Source organism: Enterobacter ludwigii, assembly GCF_001750725.1.
Lineage (GTDB): Bacteria > Pseudomonadota > Gammaproteobacteria > Enterobacterales > Enterobacteriaceae > Enterobacter > Enterobacter ludwigii.
Genome location: NZ_CP017279.1, coordinates 2,567,535 through 2,590,649, shown reverse-complemented (window position 1 = coordinate 2,590,649; position 23,115 = coordinate 2,567,535). Strand labels below are relative to the sequence as shown.

At 54.9% G+C, this 23,115-nt stretch carries 21 protein-coding genes and 1 tRNA gene; 17 read left to right on the top strand and 5 right to left on the bottom strand.

Features of this window, described 5'->3' with window-relative positions; all coding sequences use genetic code 11:
• Positions 1–13 precede the first annotated feature (13 nt).
• From tssF to BH714_RS12135, 5 genes are all read left to right on the top strand, one after another.
• Positions 14–1,777: a type VI secretion system baseplate subunit TssF gene (tssF, locus tag BH714_RS12155; RefSeq protein WP_040018063.1), complete on the top strand. Its 1,764-nt coding sequence runs from the start codon at positions 14–16 to the stop codon at positions 1,775–1,777.
• Entirely contained in the window at positions 1,732–2,835 is a 1,104-nt protein-coding gene (tssG, locus tag BH714_RS12150; RefSeq protein WP_040018061.1) for a type VI secretion system baseplate subunit TssG, read from the top strand. The genes tssF and tssG overlap by 46 nt, the downstream gene beginning before the upstream one ends.
• Entirely contained in the window at positions 2,816–3,352 is a 537-nt protein-coding gene (tssJ, locus tag BH714_RS12145; protein WP_074148086.1) for a type VI secretion system lipoprotein TssJ, read from the top strand. Before tssG ends, tssJ begins: the two co-directional genes overlap by 20 nt.
• Positions 3,345–3,797 carry a type VI secretion system baseplate subunit TssE gene (tssE, locus tag BH714_RS12140; RefSeq protein ID WP_040018058.1) on the top strand — a complete coding sequence of 151 codons (453 nt, stop codon included), beginning with the start codon at positions 3,345–3,347 and terminating at the stop codon, positions 3,795–3,797. Before tssJ ends, tssE begins: the two co-directional genes overlap by 8 nt.
• Before the next feature lie 104 nt (positions 3,798–3,901).
• Positions 3,902–5,293, top strand: coding sequence for a VasL domain-containing protein (locus tag BH714_RS12135; RefSeq protein ID WP_040018056.1), 1,392 nt, complete (start codon positions 3,902–3,904; stop codon positions 5,291–5,293).
• Between the two features lie 308 nt (positions 5,294–5,601).
• On the opposite strand, the gene BH714_RS12130 is transcribed toward BH714_RS12135, so the two are convergent.
• Together BH714_RS12130 and BH714_RS12125 are read right to left on the bottom strand one after the other, a co-directional pair.
• Positions 5,602–5,676 (bottom strand) — tRNA-Arg (locus BH714_RS12130).
• Between the two features lie 75 nt (positions 5,677–5,751).
• The gene (locus tag BH714_RS12125) at positions 5,752–6,681 is read right to left on the bottom strand and encodes a formate/nitrite transporter family protein (protein ID WP_032680539.1); all 930 of its coding nucleotides are present in this window, start codon (positions 6,679–6,681) and stop codon (positions 5,752–5,754) included.
• Between the two features lie 315 nt (positions 6,682–6,996).
• On the opposite strand from BH714_RS12125, the gene mlaA reads away from it, so the two are divergent.
• Positions 6,997–7,749, top strand: a complete 753-nt coding sequence (gene mlaA, locus BH714_RS12120; protein WP_020883108.1) for a phospholipid-binding lipoprotein MlaA — start codon at positions 6,997–6,999, stop codon at positions 7,747–7,749.
• A 63-nt stretch (positions 7,750–7,812) separates the two neighbouring features.
• On the opposite strand, the gene fadL is transcribed toward mlaA, so the two are convergent.
• Positions 7,813–9,141: a long-chain fatty acid transporter FadL gene (gene fadL / locus BH714_RS12115; RefSeq protein ID WP_020883109.1), complete on the bottom strand. Its 1,329-nt coding sequence runs from the start codon at positions 9,139–9,141 to the stop codon at positions 7,813–7,815.
• Positions 9,142–9,513: 372 nt separating this feature from the next.
• On the opposite strand from fadL, the gene BH714_RS12110 reads away from it, so the two are divergent.
• The 4 genes from BH714_RS12110 (at position 9,514) to sixA (ending at position 14,190) form a co-directional block, all read left to right on the top strand.
• Positions 9,514–9,798 (top strand): YfcZ/YiiS family protein, encoded by a 285-nt coding sequence (locus BH714_RS12110; protein WP_014171053.1) that lies wholly within the window; start codon positions 9,514–9,516, stop codon positions 9,796–9,798.
• A 239-nt stretch (positions 9,799–10,037) separates the two neighbouring features.
• A complete protein-coding gene (gene fadI, locus BH714_RS12105; protein ID WP_032678623.1) occupies positions 10,038–11,348 on the top strand; it encodes an acetyl-CoA C-acyltransferase FadI in 1,311 nt (436 codons plus the stop codon).
• Positions 11,348–13,495 carry a fatty acid oxidation complex subunit alpha FadJ gene (gene fadJ / locus BH714_RS12100; protein ID WP_040018055.1) on the top strand — a complete coding sequence of 716 codons (2,148 nt, stop codon included), beginning with the start codon at positions 11,348–11,350 and terminating at the stop codon, positions 13,493–13,495. Before fadI ends, fadJ begins: the two co-directional genes overlap by 1 nt.
• Before the next feature lie 209 nt (positions 13,496–13,704).
• Positions 13,705–14,190, top strand: coding sequence for a phosphohistidine phosphatase SixA (sixA, locus tag BH714_RS12095; RefSeq protein WP_014171048.1), 486 nt, complete (start codon positions 13,705–13,707; stop codon positions 14,188–14,190).
• 48 nt (positions 14,191–14,238) lie between these two features.
• Here the strand turns inward: sixA and smrB are convergent, their stop codons facing one another.
• The gene (gene smrB, locus BH714_RS12090; protein WP_014171047.1) at positions 14,239–14,790 is read right to left on the bottom strand and encodes an endonuclease SmrB; all 552 of its coding nucleotides are present in this window, start codon (positions 14,788–14,790) and stop codon (positions 14,239–14,241) included.
• Positions 14,791–14,935: 145 nt separating this feature from the next.
• Between smrB and prmB the strand changes: the two genes are divergently transcribed.
• Genes prmB through BH714_RS12060 form a run of 6 tightly spaced genes read left to right on the top strand, consistent with a single transcriptional unit; the run spans position 14,936 to position 19,487 of the window.
• Complete coding sequence (gene prmB / locus BH714_RS12085) at positions 14,936–15,868, top strand: 50S ribosomal protein L3 N(5)-glutamine methyltransferase (protein ID WP_014171046.1); 933 nt, start codon at positions 14,936–14,938, stop codon at positions 15,866–15,868.
• Positions 15,869–15,928: 60 nt separating this feature from the next.
• On the top strand, positions 15,929–17,014 hold the full coding sequence (gene aroC / locus BH714_RS12080) for a chorismate synthase (RefSeq protein WP_040018053.1): 1,086 nt from the start codon (positions 15,929–15,931) through the stop codon (positions 17,012–17,014).
• Between the two features lie 2 nt (positions 17,015–17,016).
• Positions 17,017–17,841 (top strand): penicillin-insensitive murein endopeptidase, encoded by an 825-nt coding sequence (gene mepA / locus BH714_RS12075; RefSeq protein WP_014171044.1) that lies wholly within the window; start codon positions 17,017–17,019, stop codon positions 17,839–17,841.
• Entirely contained in the window at positions 17,841–18,650 is an 810-nt protein-coding gene (locus BH714_RS12070; RefSeq protein WP_014171043.1) for a sulfite exporter TauE/SafE family protein, read from the top strand. Before mepA ends, BH714_RS12070 begins: the two co-directional genes overlap by 1 nt.
• Positions 18,650–19,195 (top strand): elongation factor P hydroxylase, encoded by a 546-nt coding sequence (locus BH714_RS12065; RefSeq protein WP_020883114.1) that lies wholly within the window; start codon positions 18,650–18,652, stop codon positions 19,193–19,195. The genes BH714_RS12070 and BH714_RS12065 overlap by 1 nt, the downstream gene beginning before the upstream one ends.
• Positions 19,196–19,208: 13 nt before the next feature.
• A complete protein-coding gene (locus BH714_RS12060) occupies positions 19,209–19,487 on the top strand; it encodes a YfcL family protein (protein WP_020883115.1) in 279 nt (92 codons plus the stop codon).
• A gap of 49 nt (positions 19,488–19,536) precedes the next feature.
• Here BH714_RS12060 and mnmC read toward each other — a convergent pair whose 3' ends face one another.
• Positions 19,537–21,534 carry a bifunctional tRNA (5-methylaminomethyl-2-thiouridine)(34)-methyltransferase MnmC2/FAD-dependent 5-carboxymethylaminomethyl-2-thiouridine(34) oxidoreductase MnmC1 gene (gene mnmC, locus BH714_RS12055; RefSeq protein ID WP_040018051.1) on the bottom strand — a complete coding sequence of 666 codons (1,998 nt, stop codon included), beginning with the start codon at positions 21,532–21,534 and terminating at the stop codon, positions 19,537–19,539.
• A gap of 158 nt (positions 21,535–21,692) precedes the next feature.
• Here mnmC and fabB point away from each other — a divergent pair, with 158 nt between their 5' ends.
• On the top strand, positions 21,693–22,910 hold the full coding sequence (gene fabB / locus BH714_RS12050; RefSeq protein ID WP_014171039.1) for a beta-ketoacyl-ACP synthase I: 1,218 nt from the start codon (positions 21,693–21,695) through the stop codon (positions 22,908–22,910).
• Positions 22,911–23,115: the final 205 nt, after the last annotated feature.

Below are 23,115 nucleotides of genomic sequence, written 5' to 3'. Positions count from 1 at the left end.
AGGAATTGAATAAATGGAAGATTTGACCCTGCGTTATTACGACGCGGAAATGCGCTACCTGCGTGAGGCCGCGAAAGAATTTGCCCAAACCCACCCCGATCGCGCCGCGATGCTGGACCTCGACAAGGCCGGTACACCAGATCCGTATGTTGAACGCCTGTTCGAAGGCTTTGCTTTTTCGATGGGGCGCCTGCGTGAAAAGATAGATGACGATCTGCCGGAACTGACAGAAGGGCTGGTCAGCATGCTCTGGCCACACTATCTACGCACTATTCCGTCGCTCTCGGTAGTGGCATTTACCCCTGCGCCGCATGCGATGAAAATGGCAGAAGTGGTGCCAGCGGGTCTTGAGATATATTCCCGTCCGGTAGGGCCAAAGAACACCGTCTGTCGTTACCGTACCACCCAGGATGTGAGGCTTAATCCCCTGGGGGTTTCGGGCATTACCATGACAACCGAACCCGACGGTCGGTCGCTGTTGCGGATACGCTTTGCCTGCAGCAGCCAGGCAGACTGGTCCAGTGCTGACCTAAGCCGTCTGAGCCTGTATCTCGGGGCGGATGCCCCCGTCAGCAACCAGTTACATCTGATGCTCACCAAACGGCAGGCGGCGCTGTACATGCGCCTGCCCGGGCAGACTGATCGTATCCGGCTTGACGGTTATTTCTCGCCGGGCGGGTTTGCTGAAGAGGACGGCCTGTGGCCGAAAGGTGACGCCGCTTTCAGTGGCTACCAGTTGCTGCTGGAGTACTTCACTTTCCGCGACAAGTTTATGTTTGTCCACCTCAATGGTCTGGACGGTATCACGCCACCTGCCGGGGCAGAGTACTTCGACATTGAGGTCGTGTTCAATACGCCGTGGCCATCAGACCTGCCGGTCACCGATGACGCGGTTCGTCTGCATTGTGTGCCAGTGATTAACCTTTTCACGCTGGAGGCGGATCCGCTCACCATTACGGGGCTGGAAAGTGAGTACCTGCTGCGCCCTAAACGGCTGCAGGATGGACACACCGAGATTTATGCCGTCGATTCTGTCACCGGCTCAAACAGGACTCGTGATGCCGAATACGTGCCGTTCAGCAGCTTCCGCCACAAGGGCGGAATGATGCGCCGTTATGCGCCGCCCCGGTATTACCACACCCGTGTAAAGCGTGGCATCACTGGGCTATATGACACCTGGCTTATCCTTGGCGGGCACCAGTGGGAAGATGACCGCCTGTTTGAGCGCGAAGCTGTCTCGCTGCAAATCACGGGTACCAACGGTCAGTTACCGCGCCGGGCACTGCAGAGCACGCTGCTGGACCGCTGCGAGCAGGTGGTGGATACGCAACTGACGGTTCACAACCTCTGTAAGCCCACGCTGCCGGTATACCCGCCTGCGGAAGACCGTTTCCACTGGAGGGTGTTGAGCCACCTGGGCTCCGGGTTCCTGAACATGATGAGCACCGCCGAAGTGCTACGCGGGACGCTTGCGCTCTATAACTGGCAGGAAGATGAGCTGAACACCCGGCGTCTGGAAGCGATACAGCATGTTGAGCACCACCGCCTTCAACGTTTTGAGCAGGGCTACCTGCTGCGGGGGCTGGATATCGAAGTGACCCTCGACAGCAACGGCTTCACCGGTGAGGGCGATATTCACCTGTTTGGTGAAATGCTTAACCGGTTCTTTTCGTTGTATGCCGATATGAATCAGTTCAACCAGCTCACACTCATCGTTCAGCCAGAAGGAAAATGCATCCGGTGGAAAGAGAATCACAGTCCGCGCCTGCCAGGCTGATAAAGCGGCTGGGCGATCGGCTGCCATATATCAACTTTTACCGCTTCTGCCAGTTACTGGAACAGAGCCAGCCTGACAAACCGGTTACGGGCAGCACCTGGCAGGTACGTCATGAACCGGTACGCTTCCGGCCCCATCCGGGCATGGGCTTCCCGGCATCTGAAATCAAAGGGATTGAACAGTCTGAGCATTCGCATCTTCCACCGACGGTGCGTATCACCTTTATGGGGCTCTACGGCGTGGAGTCTCCGCTGCCGACACACTACATTGATGACATCACCCAGCGGCGGGAAGGGTATGAAGCCACTGCGGATTTCCTCGATATCTTTAACCACCGACTGATTGCCCAGTACTACCGCATCTGGCGGAAATATTCGTATCCGGCAACCTTTGAGGAAGGGGGGAAAGACAAAACCTCGCAGTACCTTCTGGGGCTTGCCGGACTAGGAATTGATGGATGCACAGACAGCATAGCGACGCCAGCCTCACGCTTTCTGGCGCTGCTGCCGGTCATGCTATTGCCGGGGCGGACTGGGGAAGGTATGACCTCGCTGGTGCGTCTGCTGGCACCCAACACGCAGGCGAAAATCTGGCACCATGATAAACGCCGTGTGCCGCTGAAGAAGCCCCTGACCATGAGCGTTAGCCAGCCTGTCACCCTGACAAATCGTCCGGTGATGGGCAACTATGCCACCGAGGTGAACAGCCAGGTACTGATGCGTCTGGCCACTACCGACCCGGATGAAGTGCAGGGCTGGTTACCGGGCGGGGAGCTTCACACGGACCTGATGGCGCTGCTGCACGTGTATCTTGGGTCACGGCTTGATGTCCGCCTGCAGCTGTGTGTCGACCGTAGCCTGCTGCCGGACGCGACGATGAGTATTCATCCTAAAGCTGGCGCAGTACAGTTGGGCCGCACTGCCGTTATGCGACCGCTGAATGCGGTGAACATCACCGCGCACCCCAAAACCATAACCATCAATCTTGGCCGCTATGAGCGGGTACAAGAAAATATTCACCGCAGGGAGACCGATGAAGATGGCGATTACCGCTGGTAAATTTCCTCTGGCTGCGCTGGTCGCTGGTATCACAATGATACTCGCGGGCTGTGGGCTGACTCAAAAAGTGACAGACGGCACCGTTGCTGTGACCAGGTCGATTTTTTATAAGCAGGTAAAAACCCTGCATCTGGATATACGCGCCCGCGAAGGCGTGAACAGCAATGCCGGCGGAGTGGCATTGTCCACTGTTGTCAGAATTTATCAGTTGAAAGATCGAAAGACCTTCGACAGCACGGATTACCCGTCACTGTTTAAAACCGACAGTCAGGCTATCAGGGCTGACCAGGTGGCCGAAAAGGATATCCGCCTGCAGCCGGGCGGCGCGGTGACGGTCGATATGCCAATGGAGGAAGACGCTCAGTATGTGGCAGTAGCCGGGATGTTTATGTCACCGGATCAGGTGAACAATACCTGGCGCGTGGTACTGAGCCGCGATGACCTTGATCCGGATAAGGCCCGGGTGATTGAAGCGGGCAATAACCGGCTGACCCTGCAGGCGCTGAAAGATGAGTGAGTCAGCCCGTCCTTCGTTGTATGAAACGCTCTACGGTAACTTTACCGGCAGCCTCGACCTGCATCAGGTCAGTGAGCAGAACCAGGTCATTCTGTCCGTACTCGACAACATGCAGCGTATTCTCAGCAGCCGTGCGGGCTCGCTGGCGCATCTGCCGGACTATGGTTTGCCGGATATGGCAAAAATTCTGCAGGGCATGCCGGGCACTGCCCATGAGCTGATGGGCACCCTGTCGGCTGTTTTGCTCAAATATGAGCCTCGTCTGAAAAAAATAACGGTTGTCCTGCTGGAGCAGGACGTCCCGGGCGAAATGCGCTATGCCATTGATGCCGAACTCAAAGGTGTTGGTCTGGTGCGCTATGGCACCGAGTTTATGCCAGAAGGGCGGGTTCTCCTGCGACATCTTAAGCAACAGCATTATCTCGACACGACGACCCGCCTGTAAGATCAGACAGCCCGCGCAGGCTCCATCTGTCAGTAAAAGTCTGGCTGATATTGCAGAAACAATAACCTTCTATAGCTCCTTATATGTCAAATGGACAACTGGTCATGCATGACATCACTCCACGTAAACTAAAAACCGGTGGCGACCCGCGCACGTTAGCGGATTATGCCGCCCTGCGTGATGAACTGAGTAAGCTGACACATCCGGCCCGTCCGGATGTGAACTGGCGTTATGCCGAAAAACTCTGCCTTTCACTGTTTGAGCAAAACGGTGTGGAGCTACAGACGGCGGCCTGGTACACGCTGGCACGGACGCAGCTGGCCGGCTTATTCGGCCTCAATGAAGGCCTGGCGATACTGGATGCGCTGATAAGCCATCAGTGGGGGACACTGTGGCCGCAGCCGGTACATGCCCGCATGGAAATCCTCAGCAGTCTGAACCAGCGTCTTCAGCAGCGGATGCGCTCGCTCCCGCTCAATTACAGCGACCTCAGACAACTGTATCGGGCTGAGCAACTGCTTGGCAGTCTGGGGGAGGTGCTTCAACGTCTGGAGCTTAAGCATCTGAGCCAGCTCGATACGTTGCGTTCCCTGATGCACAACAGCGCTGTCCGGCTGGAAAACAGCAACGATACAACCGGTACCGGGTCGAATATTCAGTCTGGGATTGTCCTGCCTGCCACCGTAAAGAATGGTGCAGTCATATCAACAGGCTCTCATACCGGTAGTCTCTCTGAAGAGACCCCAGCGCCAGACAGCCCAGTGAAGTGGGTATTCGTTGCACAGCCAGAACACCACCCAAATGTGGAAGTACTGACGGCAATGCCCACTCAGGTAAAAAAGTGGAAATCCTTCGCTGCCGGAATGTGTACCATGCTGATAATAAGTACGAGCGCAGTGTGGAGCTGGCAATTTCTTCACCGGCCAGACCCGCTACAGACTCAGCTTGCTGCCTCACTGGCTCCGTTACCTGCACCTCTCGCGCCTGAAAAACTGGATATGTTGCGTCAGCAATCTCCGTCATCACAAACAATGATAGAACAAACACAGCAGCAGCTTGCCCGACTGGATAAATTACCTCCTGACTGGAGTATTACTTACAGCCGAAAACTTACAGAACAGGCTCAGGTGCTGTGGCCGGAGCAAGCAAAACCCCTGATACAACAGTGGCAGCAACATCTTAATGCTGCCGCATTACCGGTAGAACAGCTCAATGGCTGGTATAAGGGGATGTCAACGCTACAAAAATTGAGTGACCGGCTGAACGGGCTTGATGAGCAGAAAGGCAAGTACATGACGGTCAGTGAACTGAAGTCCGTTGTATTTTCCGTCCGGCAGTCTTTTAACCAGTCCATTCCGGCTGAAGAGCAACTGCGTATCTTGTCAGAAAATCCTCCTGGTGTACCTTTACCTGCAGCTGCGAGGTCTCAGCTGGAGATGCATCTGAAACAACTGGCAGCCCGATACGCTGAAATAAAACGGAATTCACCAGAGTAAAATGGTGCTAAAAATTTTATGCGATTCAGTCTGTTGCCGAGATGACTGAGTGACCAGAGCGGACTTCAGATGCGGTAGGGGTGATGGTGGAGACGTCTGGAGTGCAAAGTGGTCGTATCTGACGCGATGAGCAACTTGATATTCTTAAAGCGGACTATCCCTGAGTAGGCACAGCTGTAACCATCAGGACCAAAAGAGCGATTGAAAAAGCGCGAGGTCGGTTGAGATCGGGTAGCAAGAGGAGAGAGTGTATCACTGTTTATAAGGGAGTTTTCTTGAGTCTGGTAGACATCAGGAGAGGGGGTATATGGTGTCCCCTGCAGGAATCGAACCTGCAACTAGCCCTTAGGAGGGGCTCGTTATATCCATTTAACTAAGGGGACAAGGCGGCACGAGTATAGCCTCATTTACACTTTGCGTTAAGCTCATCGCCGCCTGACTGCTCAAAGAGTCACCATTCAGGCCGATTTTTTTGCAGATTTATCATCGTTTTCCCGCGCTTTCTGTTCGGCCTTGCGCTTATTAGACATGTCGTTACGGATTTGCGCATGGCTTAACAGTGCGAAGATAAACGTTCCGCCGCAGATATTGCCTGCCAGCGTCGGCAGGGCGAACGGCCAGAAAAAATCGCTCCAGTGAAGCGTACCATTAAAGACCAGATAGAGGATTTCAACGGTTCCGACCACGATGTGCGTGGTGTCAGCCAGTGCTATCAGCCAGGTCATTAATATGATCACGACAATTTTGGCACTGCCCGCGGAAGGAAACATCCACACCATGGTCGCGATTATCCAGCCGGAGATGATGGCATTCGAGAACATTTCGAACGGCGTGTTTTTCATTACGTCCATACCGATTTTCACGAAGGCATCCCGGGTGGGCTCATCGAATATCGGCATATATTCAAATGCCCATGCCGCCACGCCTGTACCGATGATATTCCCCAGCAGCACCACGCTCCATAAACGCATCAGTAAACCGAAATTACCGAGGGTAGGGTTTTGCATCACCGGGAGAACGGCGGTAACGGTGTTTTCAGTAAACAGCTGCTGGCGCGCCATAATGACAATCACAAAGCCAAAGGTGTAGCCGAGATTTTCAAGTAAAAACCCACCGGGTACCCCTTCCAGTTGCACATGGAATATGCCCTTGGCGAGGAGTGAGGCGCCCATCGACAAGCCTGCCGCGATGGCCGACCAAAACAGAGCCATGGCATCACGCTCCATCTCTTTTTCGCCATCCTGTCGGATATGTTCATGGATCGCCATCGCACGGGAAGGAAGGCGATCTTCATTGATTTCTATCTCCTCACCGCGCTCTTTTTCCTCGCTTTCAATTTCAATTTCCTCATTACTCTCGCCAATTTTTTCTTCGCCCACTTCTTTCATAGCCACTCCAACACGATGATCTTTCTATAAAGCGTAGCGGCTTTTAATGAAATGCCCGTGGGGATGCTCTTAAATTGGCGGCAATGGCAACAAAGGCGATACATCTCATTAAAAGACATTATAAAATTGCCAGCGAAACGAATTCTAAAAGCCAGGCTATGCTGAGATCAGAGTGACGGTGGTTACTGCCCGTAATTGTGCTCGTAGACATCGGTAAACGTGCTGTTACAATCACTTGCACGTTTACAGGCGGAGCAACCCATGCTCCGTTACGGATGGCAATCAACGATAGCCATACTGAACAGGGAGATATTTATGAAACTTCGGCTGTCGGCGCTTGCGCTGGGCGCGACGATGCTTGTGGGCTGCGCCAGCTCTGGAGAGCAAACGGGACGCTCCGATCCTCTCGAAGGATTTAACCGCTCAATGTACAGCTTCAACTACAACGTGCTGGACCCGTATGTGGTTCGCCCGGTGGCAGTTGCATGGCGTGATTATGTTCCACAACCTGCGCGTAACGGGTTGAGTAACTTCACCAGTAACCTGGAAGAACCTGCGGTGATGGTGAACTACTTCCTGCAGGGCGATCCGTATCAGGGTATGGTGCACTTTACCCGCTTCTTCCTGAACTCATTGCTGGGGATGGGGGGCTTCATCGATGTTGCCGGTATGGCGAACCCGAAACTTCAGCGTGAGCAACCGCACCGTTTCGGCAGTACGATGGGGCATTATGGCGTGGGTTATGGTCCGTATGTTCATCTGCCATTCTACGGCAGTTTCACGGTACGTGATGACGGCGGCGACATGGTGGATACGCTGTATCCGGTTCTGTCGTGGCTGACCTGGCCGCTGTCGGTAGGAAAATGGACGGTGGAAGGGATCGAGACACGTGCGCAACTGCTTGATTCGGACGGTCTGCTGCGTCAGTCTTCTGACCCGTATATTATGGTCCGCGAAGCTTACTTCCAGAATCACGACTTTATTGCCAATGGCGGCAAGCTGAAGCCGGAAGAGAATCCGAACGCGAAAGCAATCGAGAACGAATTAAAAGATATCGACTCGGAATAAAGATATCGACCCGGAATAAAGAAAAAAGGTGAGCCATGCTCACCTTTTTTAATCCCTGCGCGATTAGAACGCGTAGTTGAAGTTCATGCCATACAGCCAGGCTTTACCTTCAGAAGAGAACTCATACGGCCCCTCCTTAAAGTTAACTTTTTGACCGTGCATGTAAGAGATGCCCGCATCGATAGAAGCATCTTTATTGAAGGCATAGGTTGCACCTGCGCTCAGCCAGAAGCGGTCCTGGTCCGGAATGGAGATGGAACGCTTGTCAGCCGGTACCGGACTATCATCGAAGGCAATACCGGTACGGAATGTCCAGTTGTCATCCATATAGTAGGTGGTACCCAGCGCGATACGGTAGGCATCACGGAAGCTTTCATCTTTATAGAAGAGCGTGTCACCATTGCTGTTGGTCGCTTTCAGCTCCTGGAACTGGCTCCAGCTGGTGTAGGTCAGGCTATAGTGAACCGCCCACTGCGGCGCCACTTTGTTATAACCCGACAGTTCCCACATTTCTGGCAAGTGCAGGCTCAGAGAACCGCCAGTGGTACGGCCGTCGGTGCCCATTGGCAGGCCGAAGCTACCCAGAATCTGGTTATAGGCTGAAGGCAGGCTGCTCTTATAATCGCCATCGAAGTCAATTTTCACTTCGGAACGGTAGGTTAAACCATAGCGGTTATTTTTATCGATTTCATAAAGGATACCGGCGTTCCAGCCAAAGCCCCATTCGTCACCCTTAAGGTAAGCAATCTGGGTATCTGCCGGAATACCTGCAACCTGCTGTGCCAGACCCGGAATCGGTGGCAGAGCGCCTGAGCCAGCAACGACTTTACCCAGGTCACCCGCGTAGCGCTCGATCTTCGCTTTAGCATAAACCGCATCAAAGCCGACGCCGAAGCTCCAGTGGTTGTCCAGACGGTAAGCACCGCTCAGGTTCAGGTTCAGGGTTTCAAGGTCGGTTTTACCGCCATACGCCCCTGCGGCGTAGTTATTATTAAACTCGGTAGCCAGACCGTAGTTAGACGTCACGGAAGCGCCCCAGCCGAACTGGTCATTAATTGGCGCAACGAAGTGGAGGTTTGGCACCCAGGCTGTTGGCGCGATGTTGTCTGCCTTCAGGCTGGCGCCTGTTGGCGAGCGGCCCGAGATATCAACACCCGGATCAACAAAGATTGCACCAGCAGAGAAGGTCGGACGATCGAACATCATGATCAGTGCAGGGTTACGACTCGCGTTGCCCGCATCATCAGCAATTGCGCCTTCCCCGGAATACGCACGGCCAAGGCCAGAGGAAGAAAATTCGTTTAACTGAAAGCCCGCGGACCAGGCGGACGTAGAGACGATTGCCACTGCGACTGCCAGCGCAGTCTTTTTGAACAGGGTTTTCTGGCTCATGACCATAACCTCATTGAGTTATTTTTATTCAATAATTGTTACATACCGTAACAGGAGCGCGAAGTGTAGGGTCTGAGGTATGACATACAAATCAGACCAGTGGCGAGAGTATAGGTCTGACCAGCCAGAATGTTGCAAGTTTGTTTATTAATATTTTCAAACATGTTTCTTGAAACGAGATCTGGTTGGCAAAATTGTGACCATTGCGAATCGTCTGAAAGGGTGATTTTTGTTCTAGATCATTTTTTAGTGTGATATTGGTCACTTATCCGCTTTTGCGCCATTAACGGCTGGAGAGAGCCAGCCCCGGGGCGTAAAATAGCAGCATCGTGTTTATCTCGCGCCTTGCGCGAATACAGAGGAAATTGAGCTATGAGTAAATGCAGTGCTGATGAAACCCCGGTTTGCTGCTGTATGGATGTTGGTACCATCATGGACAACTCCGATTGCACCGCCTCTTACAGCCGTGTATTCAGCAACCGCGCCGAAGCGGAAGAAACCCTGGCCGCGCTGAGCAAACGTGCACGTGAGGTCGAATCCGATCCGTGCGAAATCAAATCCACCTTTACTGACGTGGACGGCGGTGTGAAGCTGGATATCGACTTTGTGTTCGCCTGCGAGGCGGAAACGCTGATTTTCCAGTTGGGTCTGCGCTAACCTCAACGGCGTAATGCCCTCATCCTGGCCCCTCTCTCACAGTAGAGGGTGCACACTAAAACGGTAACCTTCGGGTTACCGTTTTGATTTCATTTTCGCAGAGGCATTTTCTTTTTCTTCTCTGTGCCTTAGCTCGCACTTTTTCGTTTCCCTGATTGGCTGAATGTAAAAAAATGGTTAAGACTGTTATCAGGTCAGACCACTTTATGTTTGAGTAAAAAATTTTACAGGGGAAGGTTATGAGTCAGGCGTTACCGCTTATTACCCGTCAGGGCGATCGCATTGCCATTGTCAGTGGATTACGTACGCCATTTGCACGTCAGGCGACAGCGTTTCATGGCATACCGGCTGTCGATCTGGGGAAAATGGTGGTGGGGGAGATGCTGGCTCGCAGCGAAATTCCGCCTGAGGTCATCGAGCAGCTGGTTTTTGGCCAGGTTGTGCAGATGCCTGAAGCACCCAATATTGCGCGAGAAATCGTCCTCGGTACGGGGATGAACGTCCACACTGATGCTTACAGCGTCAGCCGGGCATGTGCTACCAGTTTCCAGGCGGTGGCTAACGTGGCTGAAAGCCTGATGGCAGGTACCATTCGCGCTGGGATCGCCGGCGGGGCGGACTCCTCTTCGGTTCTGCCGATTGGGGTCAGTAAAAAGCTGGCCCGGATCCTGGTTGACGCCAACAAAGCCCGTACCGTCGGTCAGAAACTCAAACTTTTCTCACGCTTACGCCTGCGTGACCTTATGCCTGTACCGCCCGCAGTGGCGGAGTATTCCACCGGTCTGAGAATGGGCGATACCGCCGAGCAGATGGCAAAAACTTACGGGATCACCCGTGAGCAGCAGGATGCGCTGGCTCATCGCTCACATCAGCTGGCGGCGAAAGCCTGGTCGGAAGGCAAACTGGCTGATGAAGTCATGACGGCGTACATCCCGCCATACCGTGAACCGCTGTCAGAAGATAACAATATTCGCGGCAGTTCGACGATGGCGGATTACGCCAGGCTCCGTCCGGCATTTGACCGCAAACACGGTACCGTCACGGCCGCCAACAGTACTCCGCTGACGGACGGTGCCGCCGCGGTGATCCTGATGACGGAATCCCGTGCCAAAGAGCTGGGCATAAAACCGCTGGGCTACCTGCGCAGCTACGCCTTCACGGCGATAGATGTGTGGCAGGACATGTTGTTAGGGCCGGCGTGGTCCACACCGCTGGCGCTGGAACGCGCGGGACTTACCCTCGCGGATTTAACCCTCATTGATATGCACGAAGCATTTGCCGCACAAACCCTGGCAAACATACAACTGCTGGCGAGTGAACGTTTCGCGCGCGATGTTCTTGGCCGGGCGCATGCCACTGGCGAAGTGGATCAGAGCAAATTTAACGTCCTGGGTGGCTCCATCGCCTACGGTCATCCATTTGCGGCGACGGGGGCGAGGATGATCACTCAGACATTACATGAGTTACGTCGCCGGGGCGGTGGTTTTGGTCTCGTAACCGCCTGCGCAGCGGGTGGTCTGGGCGCGGCAATGGTTCTGGAGGCTGAATAATGGATATGCCATCTGCATTTAATCTGACGGTACGCCTCGATAACGTCGCCGTTATTACTGTCGATGTTCCCAACGAGAAGATGAACACCCTGAAAGCCGAGTTCGGCGTTCAGGTGCGCGCGATGCTAAAGCAGATCCGCGAGAACAAAGCGATTCGCGGCCTGGTGTTTATCTCGGCGAAACCGGACAACTTTATTGCCGGAGCCGATATCAACATGATTGCCCGGGCGCAAAACGCACAGGAAGCCGAAGAGCTGGCGCGTCAGGGGCAACAGGTCATGGCGGAGATCCATGCGCTGTCTATCCCGGTCATCGCGGCGATCCACGGTGCCTGTCTGGGCGGTGGGCTGGAGCTGGCGTTGGCCTGTCACAGCCGCATTTGTACCGACGATGCGAAAACCGTTCTGGGCCTGCCTGAAGTGCAGTTAGGCCTCCTGCCAGGCTCCGGCGGGACGCAGCGTCTGCCGCGTCTGGTTGGGGTCAGCACTGCGCTGGAAATGATATTAACCGGCAAACAACTGCGTGCCCGTCAGGCGCTGAAAGCCGGCCTGGTTGACGAGGTAGTTCCTCACTCAATTTTGCTTGAGGCGGCGGTTGAACTGGCGCTCAAAGGACGGCAGGCAAAACGTCCTCTGCCGGTGCGTGAGCGCGTGCTGGCCGGGCCACTGGGCCGGACACTTCTGTTCAGCATGGCGGGCAAGAAAACCGAACAAAAAACCAAAGGCAACTACCCGGCGGCGAAACGTATCCTTGAGGTTATTGAAGTGGGGTTATCTCAGGGCAGCAGCAGCGGCTATGCCGCAGAAGCAAAAGCCTTTGGCGAGCTGGCGATGACGCCGCAGTCTCAGGCGCTGCGTAACATCTTTTTTGCCAGTACAGAGGTAAAAAAAGACCCCGGCAGCGAGGCGCAACCTGCACCGCTGCATGCCATTGGCGTACTGGGTGGCGGGCTGATGGGGGGCGGAATATCTTTTGTTACCGCCAGCAAAGGCAAATTGCCTGTACGTATCAAAGACATCAATGCGAAAGGAATCAATCACGCGCTGCAGTACAGCTGGCAGAACCTTGATCAAAAGGTTAAACGCCGCCATATCAAGGCCAATGAGCGTGATAAAACCCTGGCACTGATCTCCGGCACGACAGACTACAGCGGTTTTGCCCATCGCGATCTGGTGATTGAAGCGGTGTTTGAAGACCTGGCGCTTAAGCAGCAGATGGTGGCTGACGTTGAGCAACATTGCGCACCCCATACCATTTTTGCGTCGAACACCTCGTCATTGCCTATTGGCGATATTGCGGCCAGAGCCCAGCGTCCGGAGCAGGTGATTGGCCTGCACTATTTCAGTCCGGTTGAAAAAATGCCGCTGGTGGAGGTTATCCCGCACGCCAGCACCAGCCCGCAAACCGTTGCTACCGTGGTTAAACTGGCCAAAATGCAGGGTAAGACACCGATAGTGGTGGCGGACAAAGCCGGCTTTTACGTTAACCGCATTCTGGCGCCTTATATAAATGAAGCGATGCGGCTGCTGACGGAAGGGGAGAAGATCGAACACGTCGACGAGGCGCTGGTGAAGTTTGGGTTCCCCGTTGGCCCAATCCAACTTTTGGATGAGGTGGGAATCGACACCGGCACTAAAATTATACCTGTGCTGGAAGATGCTTATGGAGATCGTTTTAGCCCGCCTGCAAACATTGTTTCTGCAATTTTGAAGGACGATCGCAAAGGCAGAAAAAATGAACGCGGTTTCTATCTTTACGGCGCGAAAGGGCGTAAAAGCAAGAAACAGGTCGACCCTTCGGTTTATGGGCTTATTCCGACAACCGGTCAGGGGAAACTGTCACCCGTTCAGTGTGCTGAACGGTGTGTGATGATGATGCTTAATGAAGCGGCACGCTGCTTTGGTGAGCAGGTGATTAAAAGCGCGCGCGATGGTGACATCGGTGCGGTATTTGGCATTGGTTTCCCGCCGTTCCTCGGCGGCCCGTTCCGTTACATGGACACTCTCGGTGCGGGTGAAGTAGTTGCAATCCTGCAACGTCTGGCCTCGCAATACGGTCCGCGGTTTACACCGTGTGACGAATTATTGCAGATGGCGGAGCGGGGCCAGACATTTTGGCCTTCAAGGGAAACTGTCCTCGTAAGTTGAGGTCAAAAAAGGGTAAATCCTGAAGTGTATGAACCTGTTTTGGCGATTTTGTAAACAGAGATTGACTATACTTACGCCATTGAGGTAAAAAACAGCGTTTCATTCACCGAATGGATCAGGCACAATGCCCGACCATCGGGTTTTCTACCTCGGAGCGGTAATCGCGGGTAGTCAACGCCGGTGATTCTGGTTAACAAAAGCGGTGCAATATGCAAGTTTTTATCATGCGTCACGGCGACGCGGCACTCGATGCCGCCAGTGACTCAGTACGTCCTTTGACCGTCTGTGGCTGCGACGAATCTCGTCTGATGGCGACCTGGCTTAAAGGTCAAAAAGTGGACATCGAACGCGTTCTGGTGAGTCCGTTCCTGCGTGCAGAACAGACGCTGGAAGTGGTGGGGGAGTGTATGAACCTGCCAGCCAGTGTGGATGTTCTCCCGGAACTCACCCCGTGCGGTGATGTCGGCCTTGTCAGCGCTTATCTTCAGGCGCTGTGCAATGAAGGTGTCGCTTCCGCGCTGGTCATTTCCCACCTGCCACTGGTTGGCTATCTGGTATCTGAGCTGTGCCCGGGCGAGACGCCGCCGATGTTCACGACTTCCGCCATTGCCAACGTCGCTCTCGACGAAACGGGCAAAGGGGTCTTCAACTGGCAAATGAGTCCGTGCAATCTGAAGATGGCAAAAGCTATCTGATGTGACGTGCGATATGGCGGGGAGCAGAACATGCCTCCCGCCGTCCTGTCAGGGTAATTCTGGCGGCTGCCACTCTTCTACTTCAATCAACACCAGTAATGCGGCATCTCCGCCGTACTCTTTGGGTGCCTGATGAAACGCCATCACGTGGGGATGCTGAGCCAGCCACAGCGGTGTTTGCTGCTTCAGGATATGTTTGCCGTGGCCGTGCATCACGCAGGCGCAGAAAACATGTTCGCGACGACAGGCGGCAATCAACGCGCCCAGCTCCTGCTTCGCCTGCATCTGCGTCAAACCGTGCAGATCAAGAAACAGCTCGGGCGAGTAATCCCCCCGGCGTAATTTTTTCAGCTCAAAGTGGCTGACATCTTCCCGTACGTACTTCACCGCGCCCTGCGTATTGAGCAGCGGCTGAAATTCATCTGAAAAATAGTGGCTATTATCCGCCTGCTCCTGGAGCAATCGCTTGACCGGGACTTCCGTGATTTTTTTGCGCATCGGACGGTGGACAATGATGTCCTGCTTGATTTGACGCGTCCCGGTCATCAGCTGACGGAAGAGCGCCTGATCCTCCTCGCTAAGGGATGTTTTCTTTTTCATGGGTCATTCTCATCTCGTATTTCCGACAGTGTACCCGACTAAACGCATTTTTTAACCTCAAGCGCGACGCGTCATTGCTGATTTATCGCCGTCTTCATGGCAAACTAGCCGCCGAAAATTATGCGAGCATGCCCTGGAGGAAAGAGTGGATAAAATTTTTGTCGATGAAGCAGTAAACGAGCTGCATACCATACAGGACATGTTGCGCTGGTCGGTTAGCCGCTTCAGCGCCGCCAATATCTGGTACGGGCACGGTACCGATAACCCGTGGGATGAGGCCGTTCAACTGGTGCTGCCGTCCCTCTACCTGCCGCTCGATATTCCGGAAGACATGCGTACCGCACGCCTGACCTCCAGCGAAAAGCACCGTATCGTGGAGCGTGTTATCCGCCGCGTTAACGAGCGCATTCCGGTTGCCTATCTGACCAACAAAGCCTGGTTCTGTGGACACGAGTTCTATGTTGATGAACGCGTTCTGGTGCCGCGCTCGCCGATTGGCGAACTGATCAACAACCACTTTGAAGGCCTGATTAACCATCAGCCAGAGCATATCCTTGATATGTGTACCGGCAGCGGCTGTATCGCGATTGCCTGTGCGTACGCCTTCCCGGAAGCGGAAGTGGATGCCGTGGATATCTCCACCGATGCGCTGGCTGTTACCGAGCACAATATTGAAGAGCACGGTCTGATCCATCACGTTACGCCAATCCGCTCCGATCTGTTCCGCGATCTGCCAACGCTGCAGTACGATCTGATCGTCACCAACCCGCCGTATGTTGATGCGGAAGACATGTCCGATCTGCCAAACGAATATCGCCACGAGCCGGAGCTGGGTCTGGCGTCAGGCTCTGATGGCCTGAAGCTTACCCGTCGCATTCTGGCCTGCGCGCCGGATTATCTGACCGACGACGGTGTTCTGATTTGTGAAGTGGGCAACAGCATGGTACATCTGATAGAGCAGTACCCGGATGTGCCGTTCACCTGGCTCGAGTTCGATAACGGCGGTGACGGCGTCTTTATGCTGACCAAAGCGCAGCTGCTTGACGCGCGCGAATACTTCAGCATTTACAAAGATTAATCCAGCGGGCTTCGGCCCGTTTCACAACGCTCAAACACAAATAACGACATCGGAGCCGTGATGGCAGGAAACAGTATTGGACAATTATTCCGGGTGACCACCTTTGGTGAATCGCACGGGCTGGCACTGGGCTGTATCGTTGACGGCGTACCGCCAGGCATCGAACTGACCGAAGCCGATTTACAGCACGACCTCGACCGTCGTCGTCCGGGGACTTCTCGCTACACCACGCAGCGTCGCGAACCGGACCAGGTCAAAATTCTTTCCGGCGTTTTCGAAGGCCGCACCACCGGCACCAGCATCGGGCTGCTGATTGAAAATACCGATCAGCGTTCGCAGGATTACGGCGCCATCAAAGATGTGTTCCGTCCCGGACACGCCGATTACACCTACGAACAAAAGTATGGCTTCCGTGATTATCGCGGCGGCGGACGTTCGTCTGCCCGTGAAACCGCGATGCGCGTTGCGGCAGGGGCTATCGCCAAAAAATACCTGCAGCAGAAATTTGGCATTGTGATCCGCGGCTGTCTGACCCAGATGGGCGATATTCCACTGGCTATCAAAGACTGGGGGCTGGTCGAGCAAAATCCGTTCTTCTGTGCCGATGCAGATAAGCTGGAAGCGCTGGACGAACTGATGCGTGGCCTGAAAAAAGAGGGCGACTCCATTGGTGCCAAAGTCACCGTCGTGGCTGATGGCGTACCGCCAGGCTGGGGTGAACCGGTATTTGACCGTCTGGATGCGGACATCGCTCACGCGCTGATGAGCATCAACGCGGTGAAGGGCGTAGAAATTGGCGACGGTTTTGACGTCGTTGCGCTGCGGGGCAGCCAGAACCGCGACGAAATCACCAAAGACGGTTTCCAGAGCAACCACGCGGGCGGCATCCTCGGCGGTATCAGCAGCGGTCAGCAGATTATTGCCAATATTGCGCTGAAACCGACCTCCAGCATTACCGTGCCAGGCCACACGATTAACCGCTCTGGCGAAGAAGTTGAGATGATCACTAAAGGACGTCACGATCCCTGTGTGGGGATCCGTGCGGTGCCGATCGCAGAAGCGATGCTGGCGATCGTACTGATGGATCACTACCTGCGCCAGCGCGCGCAGAATGCGGATGTGACGACCACCATTCCACGCTGGTAAACATGAAAAAAACCGTCATTGCTCTGCTGGCACTGCTTGCCAGTGGAGCCAGTCTGGCCGCGACGCCATGGCAGAAAATTACCCATCCTGTGGCGGGCAGCGCGCAGTCTATTGGCGCGTTCTCGAACGGCTGTATCGTTGGGGCACAGGAACTTCCGCTGCAGTCCGATACCTATCAGGTGATGCGTACCGACCAGCGTCGTTATTTTGGCCACCCGGATCTGGTGCTGTTTATCCAGCGTCTGGGAAACCAGGTGCATAACCTGGGGCTGGGCACGATGCTGATTGGCGATATGGGGATGCCTGCCGGCGGTCGGTTCAACGGCGGACACGCCAGTCACCAGACCGGTCTCGATGTCGATATCTTCCTGCAACTGCCGAAAGCGCGCTGGAGTTCAGCCCAGTTGCTGAAACCGCAGGCGCTGGATCTGGTGGCGCGCGACGGTAAAAACGTCGTGCCATCGTTGTGGACGCAGGACGTCTTCAGCATGATTAAGCTGGCGGCGAAAGATAACGATGTCACGCGGATTTTCGTGAACCCGGCCATCAAGCAGCAGCTCTGCCTGGATGCCGGCACCGATCGCGACTGGCTGCGTAAAGTGCGCCCGTGGTTCCAGCATCGTGCACATATGCACGTTCGTCTGCGCTGCCCGGCAAACAGCCTGGAATGTGAAGATCAGCCGTTACCCCCGCCAGGCGATGGCTGTGGTGCGGAACTGCAGAGCTGGTTTGAGCCGGCAAAACCTGGAACCTCTAAGCCTGAGAAGAAGACACCGCCTCCGTTGCCGCCTTCCTGCCAGGCGCTACTGGATGAGCATGTACTTTAATGGATAATTTCGTCGAACTGTTTATGGTGTCGCCGCTTCTGCTGGTGGTGCTTTTCTTTGTGGCGATGCTGGCCGGGTTTATTGATGCTCTGGCGGGCGGCGGTGGTTTGTTAACCGTACCGGCGCTGCTGGCCGCGGGCATGAGCCCGGCACAGGCGCTCGCCACTAACAAGCTTCAGGCGTGCGGCGGCTCGCTCTCCGCGTCGCTCTATTTTATTCGCCGTAAGGTCGTCAGTCTGGCTGACCAGAAGCTCAATATTCTGATGACCTTTATTGGCTCGACCTCGGGTGCACTGCTGGTTCAGCATGTACAGTCCGATATTTTGCGCCAGATCCTCCCCATTCTGGTTATCTGCATCGGTCTCTACTTTTTGTTGATGCCAAAGCTCGGGGAAGAAGACCGGCAGCGTCGTCTGCATGGCCTGCCGTTCGCTCTTATCGCGGGTGGCTGCGTCGGGTTTTACGATGGCTTCTTTGGCCCCGGAGCAGGCTCTTTCTATGCCCTTGCGTTCGTGACGCTGGCCGGCTTTAATCTCGCTAAATCCACCGCCCACGCCAAAGTGCTCAATGCGACGTCAAACGTCGGCGGCCTGCTGCTGTTTATCATTGGTGGCAAAGTTATCTGGGCAACCGGGTTTGTGATGATGGCAGGGCAGTTTTTAGGCGCACGCGCGGGCTCGCGTCTGGTATTAAGCAAAGGACAGAAGCTCATTCGCCCGATGATTGTTGTCGTCTCAGCGGTCATGAGTGCCAAACTGCTTTATGACAGCCATGGACAAGAGATCCTCACCTGGCTGGGAATGAATTAATGAACACAACCCATAAATACGAACAGCTGATTGAGATTTTTGATGGCTGTTTTGCTGATGATTTTAATACCCGTCTGATTAAAGGCGACGACGAACCGATCTATCTTCCTGCTGATGCGGACGTGCCGTATAACCGTATCGTGTTCGCGCACGGCTTTTACGCCAGCGGGTTACACGAGATTTCGCACTGGTGTATAGCGGGGAAAGCGCGTCGTGAGCAGGTGGACTTCGGCTACTGGTATTGTCCGGACGGCCGTGACGCCGCCACGCAGAGCCAGTTTGAGGATGTGGAGGTGAAACCGCAGGCGCTGGAATGGTTATTCTGTGTGGCGGCAGGTTTCCCGTTCAACGTCAGCTGTGACAACCTCGAAGGAGAGGTCGAGCCAGACCGTATTGTCTTCCAGCGCCGCGTTCATGCGCAGGTGATGGAGTATCTTGAGAAAGGCATCCCGGAACGTCCGGCACGTCTGATCGAGGCCTTACAGAATTATTACCACACGCCGGAGATCACGGCGGAATGCTTCCCTTGGCCGGAAGATCTTTAACAGAGGAAAGAAGATGATCGCAGAATTTGAATCACGCATTCTGGCGTTAATTGATGACATGGTGGAACACGCCAGTGATGATGAGCTGTTCGCCAGCGGTTATCTGCGTGGTCACCTGACGCTGGCTGTCGCTGAGCTGGAAGCAGGGGACGATCACTCTGCCGAGGCCATTCATGATGAAGTGAGCCGCAGCCTGGAGAAAGCGATCCAGGCAGGGGAACTCTCTCCGCGTGACCAGTCATTAGTGCTGGGTATGTGGGACACCCTGTTCCAGCAGGCAAAAGCCAGGTAGTCATTTTCCTCCCTCTCCCGGTGGGAGAGGGAGGACATCGGCCCGCACGTTACTTCACCCTTTTTCCTTTCAGTAACTTCCGTACCCACAAACGGTTGGGATTGAGCCCCGCAAGCGTAACGCTGTCCAGCGGAACGGGCTCATCACTCATCTGTGCCGCCAGCACTTCGGCCAGCAACGGCGCTGAGCACAATCCCCGTGAACCGAGTCCCCCGAGCATAAACAGCTGCGGATAAACTGGCGCACTCACCGCGGTATCACGGTTTTCAGCAAGATCCTGATAGGCCTCAAGCGTTGCTTCATAGTCAGGCACATTTCCCGCCATCGGCAGATGGTCCCGGGTGGCGCAGCGTACGCCACAGCGCGCGTCACCGGCGCTGATATCAACCTCTTTTGCCCAGTCGGCCTGCGGGAAGCAGTTGAGCAGGCGCTGGCGATTTTGCTGCTGATCGTCTTCGCTGTAGCGCATGTCGGTCTCACCGCGATGGTAGCTGGCACCAATGCAGTGGTGGCCGTTGGACGGATTTTGTGGCGTCAGATAGCCGTCGTAGCAGAGTACCTGCTGCAGTTTTTCCAGCGCTGGCGAGGTGGGGATATGGCTGACCTGGCCGCCGACAGGGTAAAGCGGCAGCTTTTCCGTCTGGTTGAACTGGCTGATAGGGTGACCGTTGGCCAGCACTACGCAGGTATGCTGCGCCTCTTCGCCGGTGGTGAAATGCAGGTTCCAGTGCTCCGTGTGGTGAAGTGAGGCGACCTGGCGGGAATAGTGCACCGTCAACCCGCGCGACTGCGCCAGCGCAATGGCTGCCGTCGTCAGATCTGCCGGACACAGCCAGCCACCGAGCGGATAGTGGATACCGTCGCAGCCCGTATCGACGCCCGCGGTTTCGGTTATCTGCTGCGCATTCACCGCCCGGGCAATTTCGAGCGGCAGACCCAGCGACAACATGTGCGCGATTTTTTGCTGGCTCTTCTCATCCCAGCCCAGTTGCGTAACGCCACACCAGTCGTGGTCAAACGCCACAGGCAGGGCATCATACAGGCGCCGGGCAAAGGTAAAGGCTACCGGGAAAAACTGGCTCAGCGCCGGATCGTGAGCGCTTAACAGTGGGTAGAGCGCCCCCTGGCGGTTGCCGGAAGCGCCCTTTGCCGGCGCGTCGTCGGCGCAGTAGAGCGTTACCTGCCAGCCACGGTGTAAAAGCGCGAGCGAAAGCAGGGCGCTGGCAATCCCGCCGCCGACAATTGCTACCTCTCGTGATGTGCTGGCGCTGCGTGAAAACCAGGGCGTCTGAGCGGGGATCTCCAGCGTCTGATCCATTCTTCCGACCAGCATGTCGCGCTTGCGACCAAAACCTTTGGTCTTTTGCATGGTAAAGCCGGCCACCTGCAATCCGCGGCGGACAAAGCCTGCCGAGGTGAAGGTCGCGAGCGTTGCGCCAGGACGCGCCAGGCGTGCCATTGCGTTAAACAGATGCTGGCTCCACATGTCCGGATTCTTGGCGGGGGCAAAACCATCGAGGAACCATGCGTCCACTTTCTGGTTCATCGAATCATCAAGCTTATCGGTCAGATCATTGATGTCGCCGAGCCACAGATCCAGCGTGATGCGCCCGCCGTCCAGCAGCAGACGATGGCAGCCGCCAAGGTGCGGCGGCCACTGCGCCTGAAGCTGCTCCGCCCATGGCGCAAGTTCCGGCCAGTGTTGATGGGCGAGACGAAGGTCATGCGCGGTGAGCGGAAATTTTTCAAAACTGATGAAATGTAATCTTTGCAGTGTAGCGTCAGGGTGAGCTGCGTGAAACTGATCGAACATCTGCCAGAGGGTGAGAAAATTCAGACCGGTACCAAACCCGCTCTCGGCGACCACGAACAGACTGCTCGGATGCGTGGGGAAACGGGCGTTTAACTGGTTTCCATCGAGGAAAACATAGCGGGTTTCTTCCAGTCCGTTATCATTAGAAAAGTAGACGTCATCAAAATCTCGGGAAACAGGTGTACCCTCAGCGTTGAATTCGAGGTTGGCGGGTTGTATAGCGTTTTGTTTCACGTAAGTTACTCGTCTGACAGGCAGTGACACGATCTTAACGATGTGCGTCCATCGGTGCAAATTTCCGCAGAAAATGTCTGATCGGACTTGTTCGGCGTACAAGTGTACGCTATTGTGCGACTCGAAACTTAATATAGTGCGACTTACAGAGGTATTGAATGAAACGTGCAGTGATTACTGGCCTGGGCATCGTTTCCAGCATCGGTAATAACCAGCAGGAAGTCCTGGCATCTCTGCGTGAAGGACGCTCCGGGATCACTTTCTCTGAAGAGTTTAAAGATTCAGGTATGCGTAGCCACGTATGGGGTAACGTCAAACTGGACACCACCGGTTTGATTGACCGTAAAGTGGTTCGTTTCATGAACGATGCCTCTATTTATGCTTATCTCTCCATGCAGGAAGCGATTGCGGATGCGGGTCTGAGCGCGGAAGTTTACCAGAACAACCCACGCGTAGGTCTGATCGCCGGTTCCGGTGGCTCATCTAAAGCGCAGGTCTTTGGTGCCGACGCAATGCGTAGCCCACGTGGTCTGAAAGCGGTAGGTCCTTATGTTGTGACTAAAGCTATGGGTTCAGCGGTTTCCGCTTGCCTGGCGACCCCGTTCAAAATCCACGGCGTTAACTACTCCATCAGCTCTGCCTGTGCGACCTCCGCACACTGCATCGGTAATGCGGTTGAGCAGATCCAGCTGGGTAAACAGGATATCGTGTTTGCTGGCGGCGGCGAAGAACTGGGCTGGGAAATGGCCTGTGAATTCGACGCAATGGGGGCACTGTCCACCAAATATAACGAAACTCCGGATAAAGCATCCCGTACCTATGATGCGCACCGTGACGGTTTCGTTATCGCAGGCGGCGGCGGTATGGTTGTGGTTGAAGAGCTGGAGCACGCGCTGGCGCGTGGTGCGCACATCTACGCTGAGATCGTGGGCTACGGTGCAACGTCTGACGGCGCTGACATGGTGGCTCCATCCGGTGAAGGCGCAGTGCGCTGCATGAAGATGGCGATGCACGGCGTTGACACACCAATCGACTACCTGAACTCCCACGGTACCTCTACTCCGGTAGGCGACGTGAAAGAGTTGGGTGCGATCCGTGAAGTGTTCGGTGACAACAGCCCGGCTATCTCTGCGACCAAAGCCATGACCGGTCACTCTCTGGGTGCTGCTGGCGTTCAGGAAGCGATCTACTCTCTGCTGATGCTGGAAAATGGCTTTATCGCCCCAAGCATCAACATTGACGAGATGGACGAGCAGGCCGCAGGTCTGAACATCGTGACCCAGCCAAAAGAAGCGACACTGACTACCGTCATGTCCAACAGCTTCGGTTTCGGCGGTACTAACGCCACGCTGGTGATGCGTAAGTACAACGCATAAGTTCTGACTGATTCAAAAGGGGAGCCTGACGGCTCCTTTTTTTATGCATTGACAAGCGGCTGATCTCGCAGGCAAACTTCCTACCTCAACATTATCCTCACGATAATGCGTAAGCGTTCAACGTCAACCAACGCACCTAAATCCTGGTTATCAGGAAGAGGGGGCGTGGTTTTTCCCCGCCTTACTCTTCATTTCGGAGTAAAGC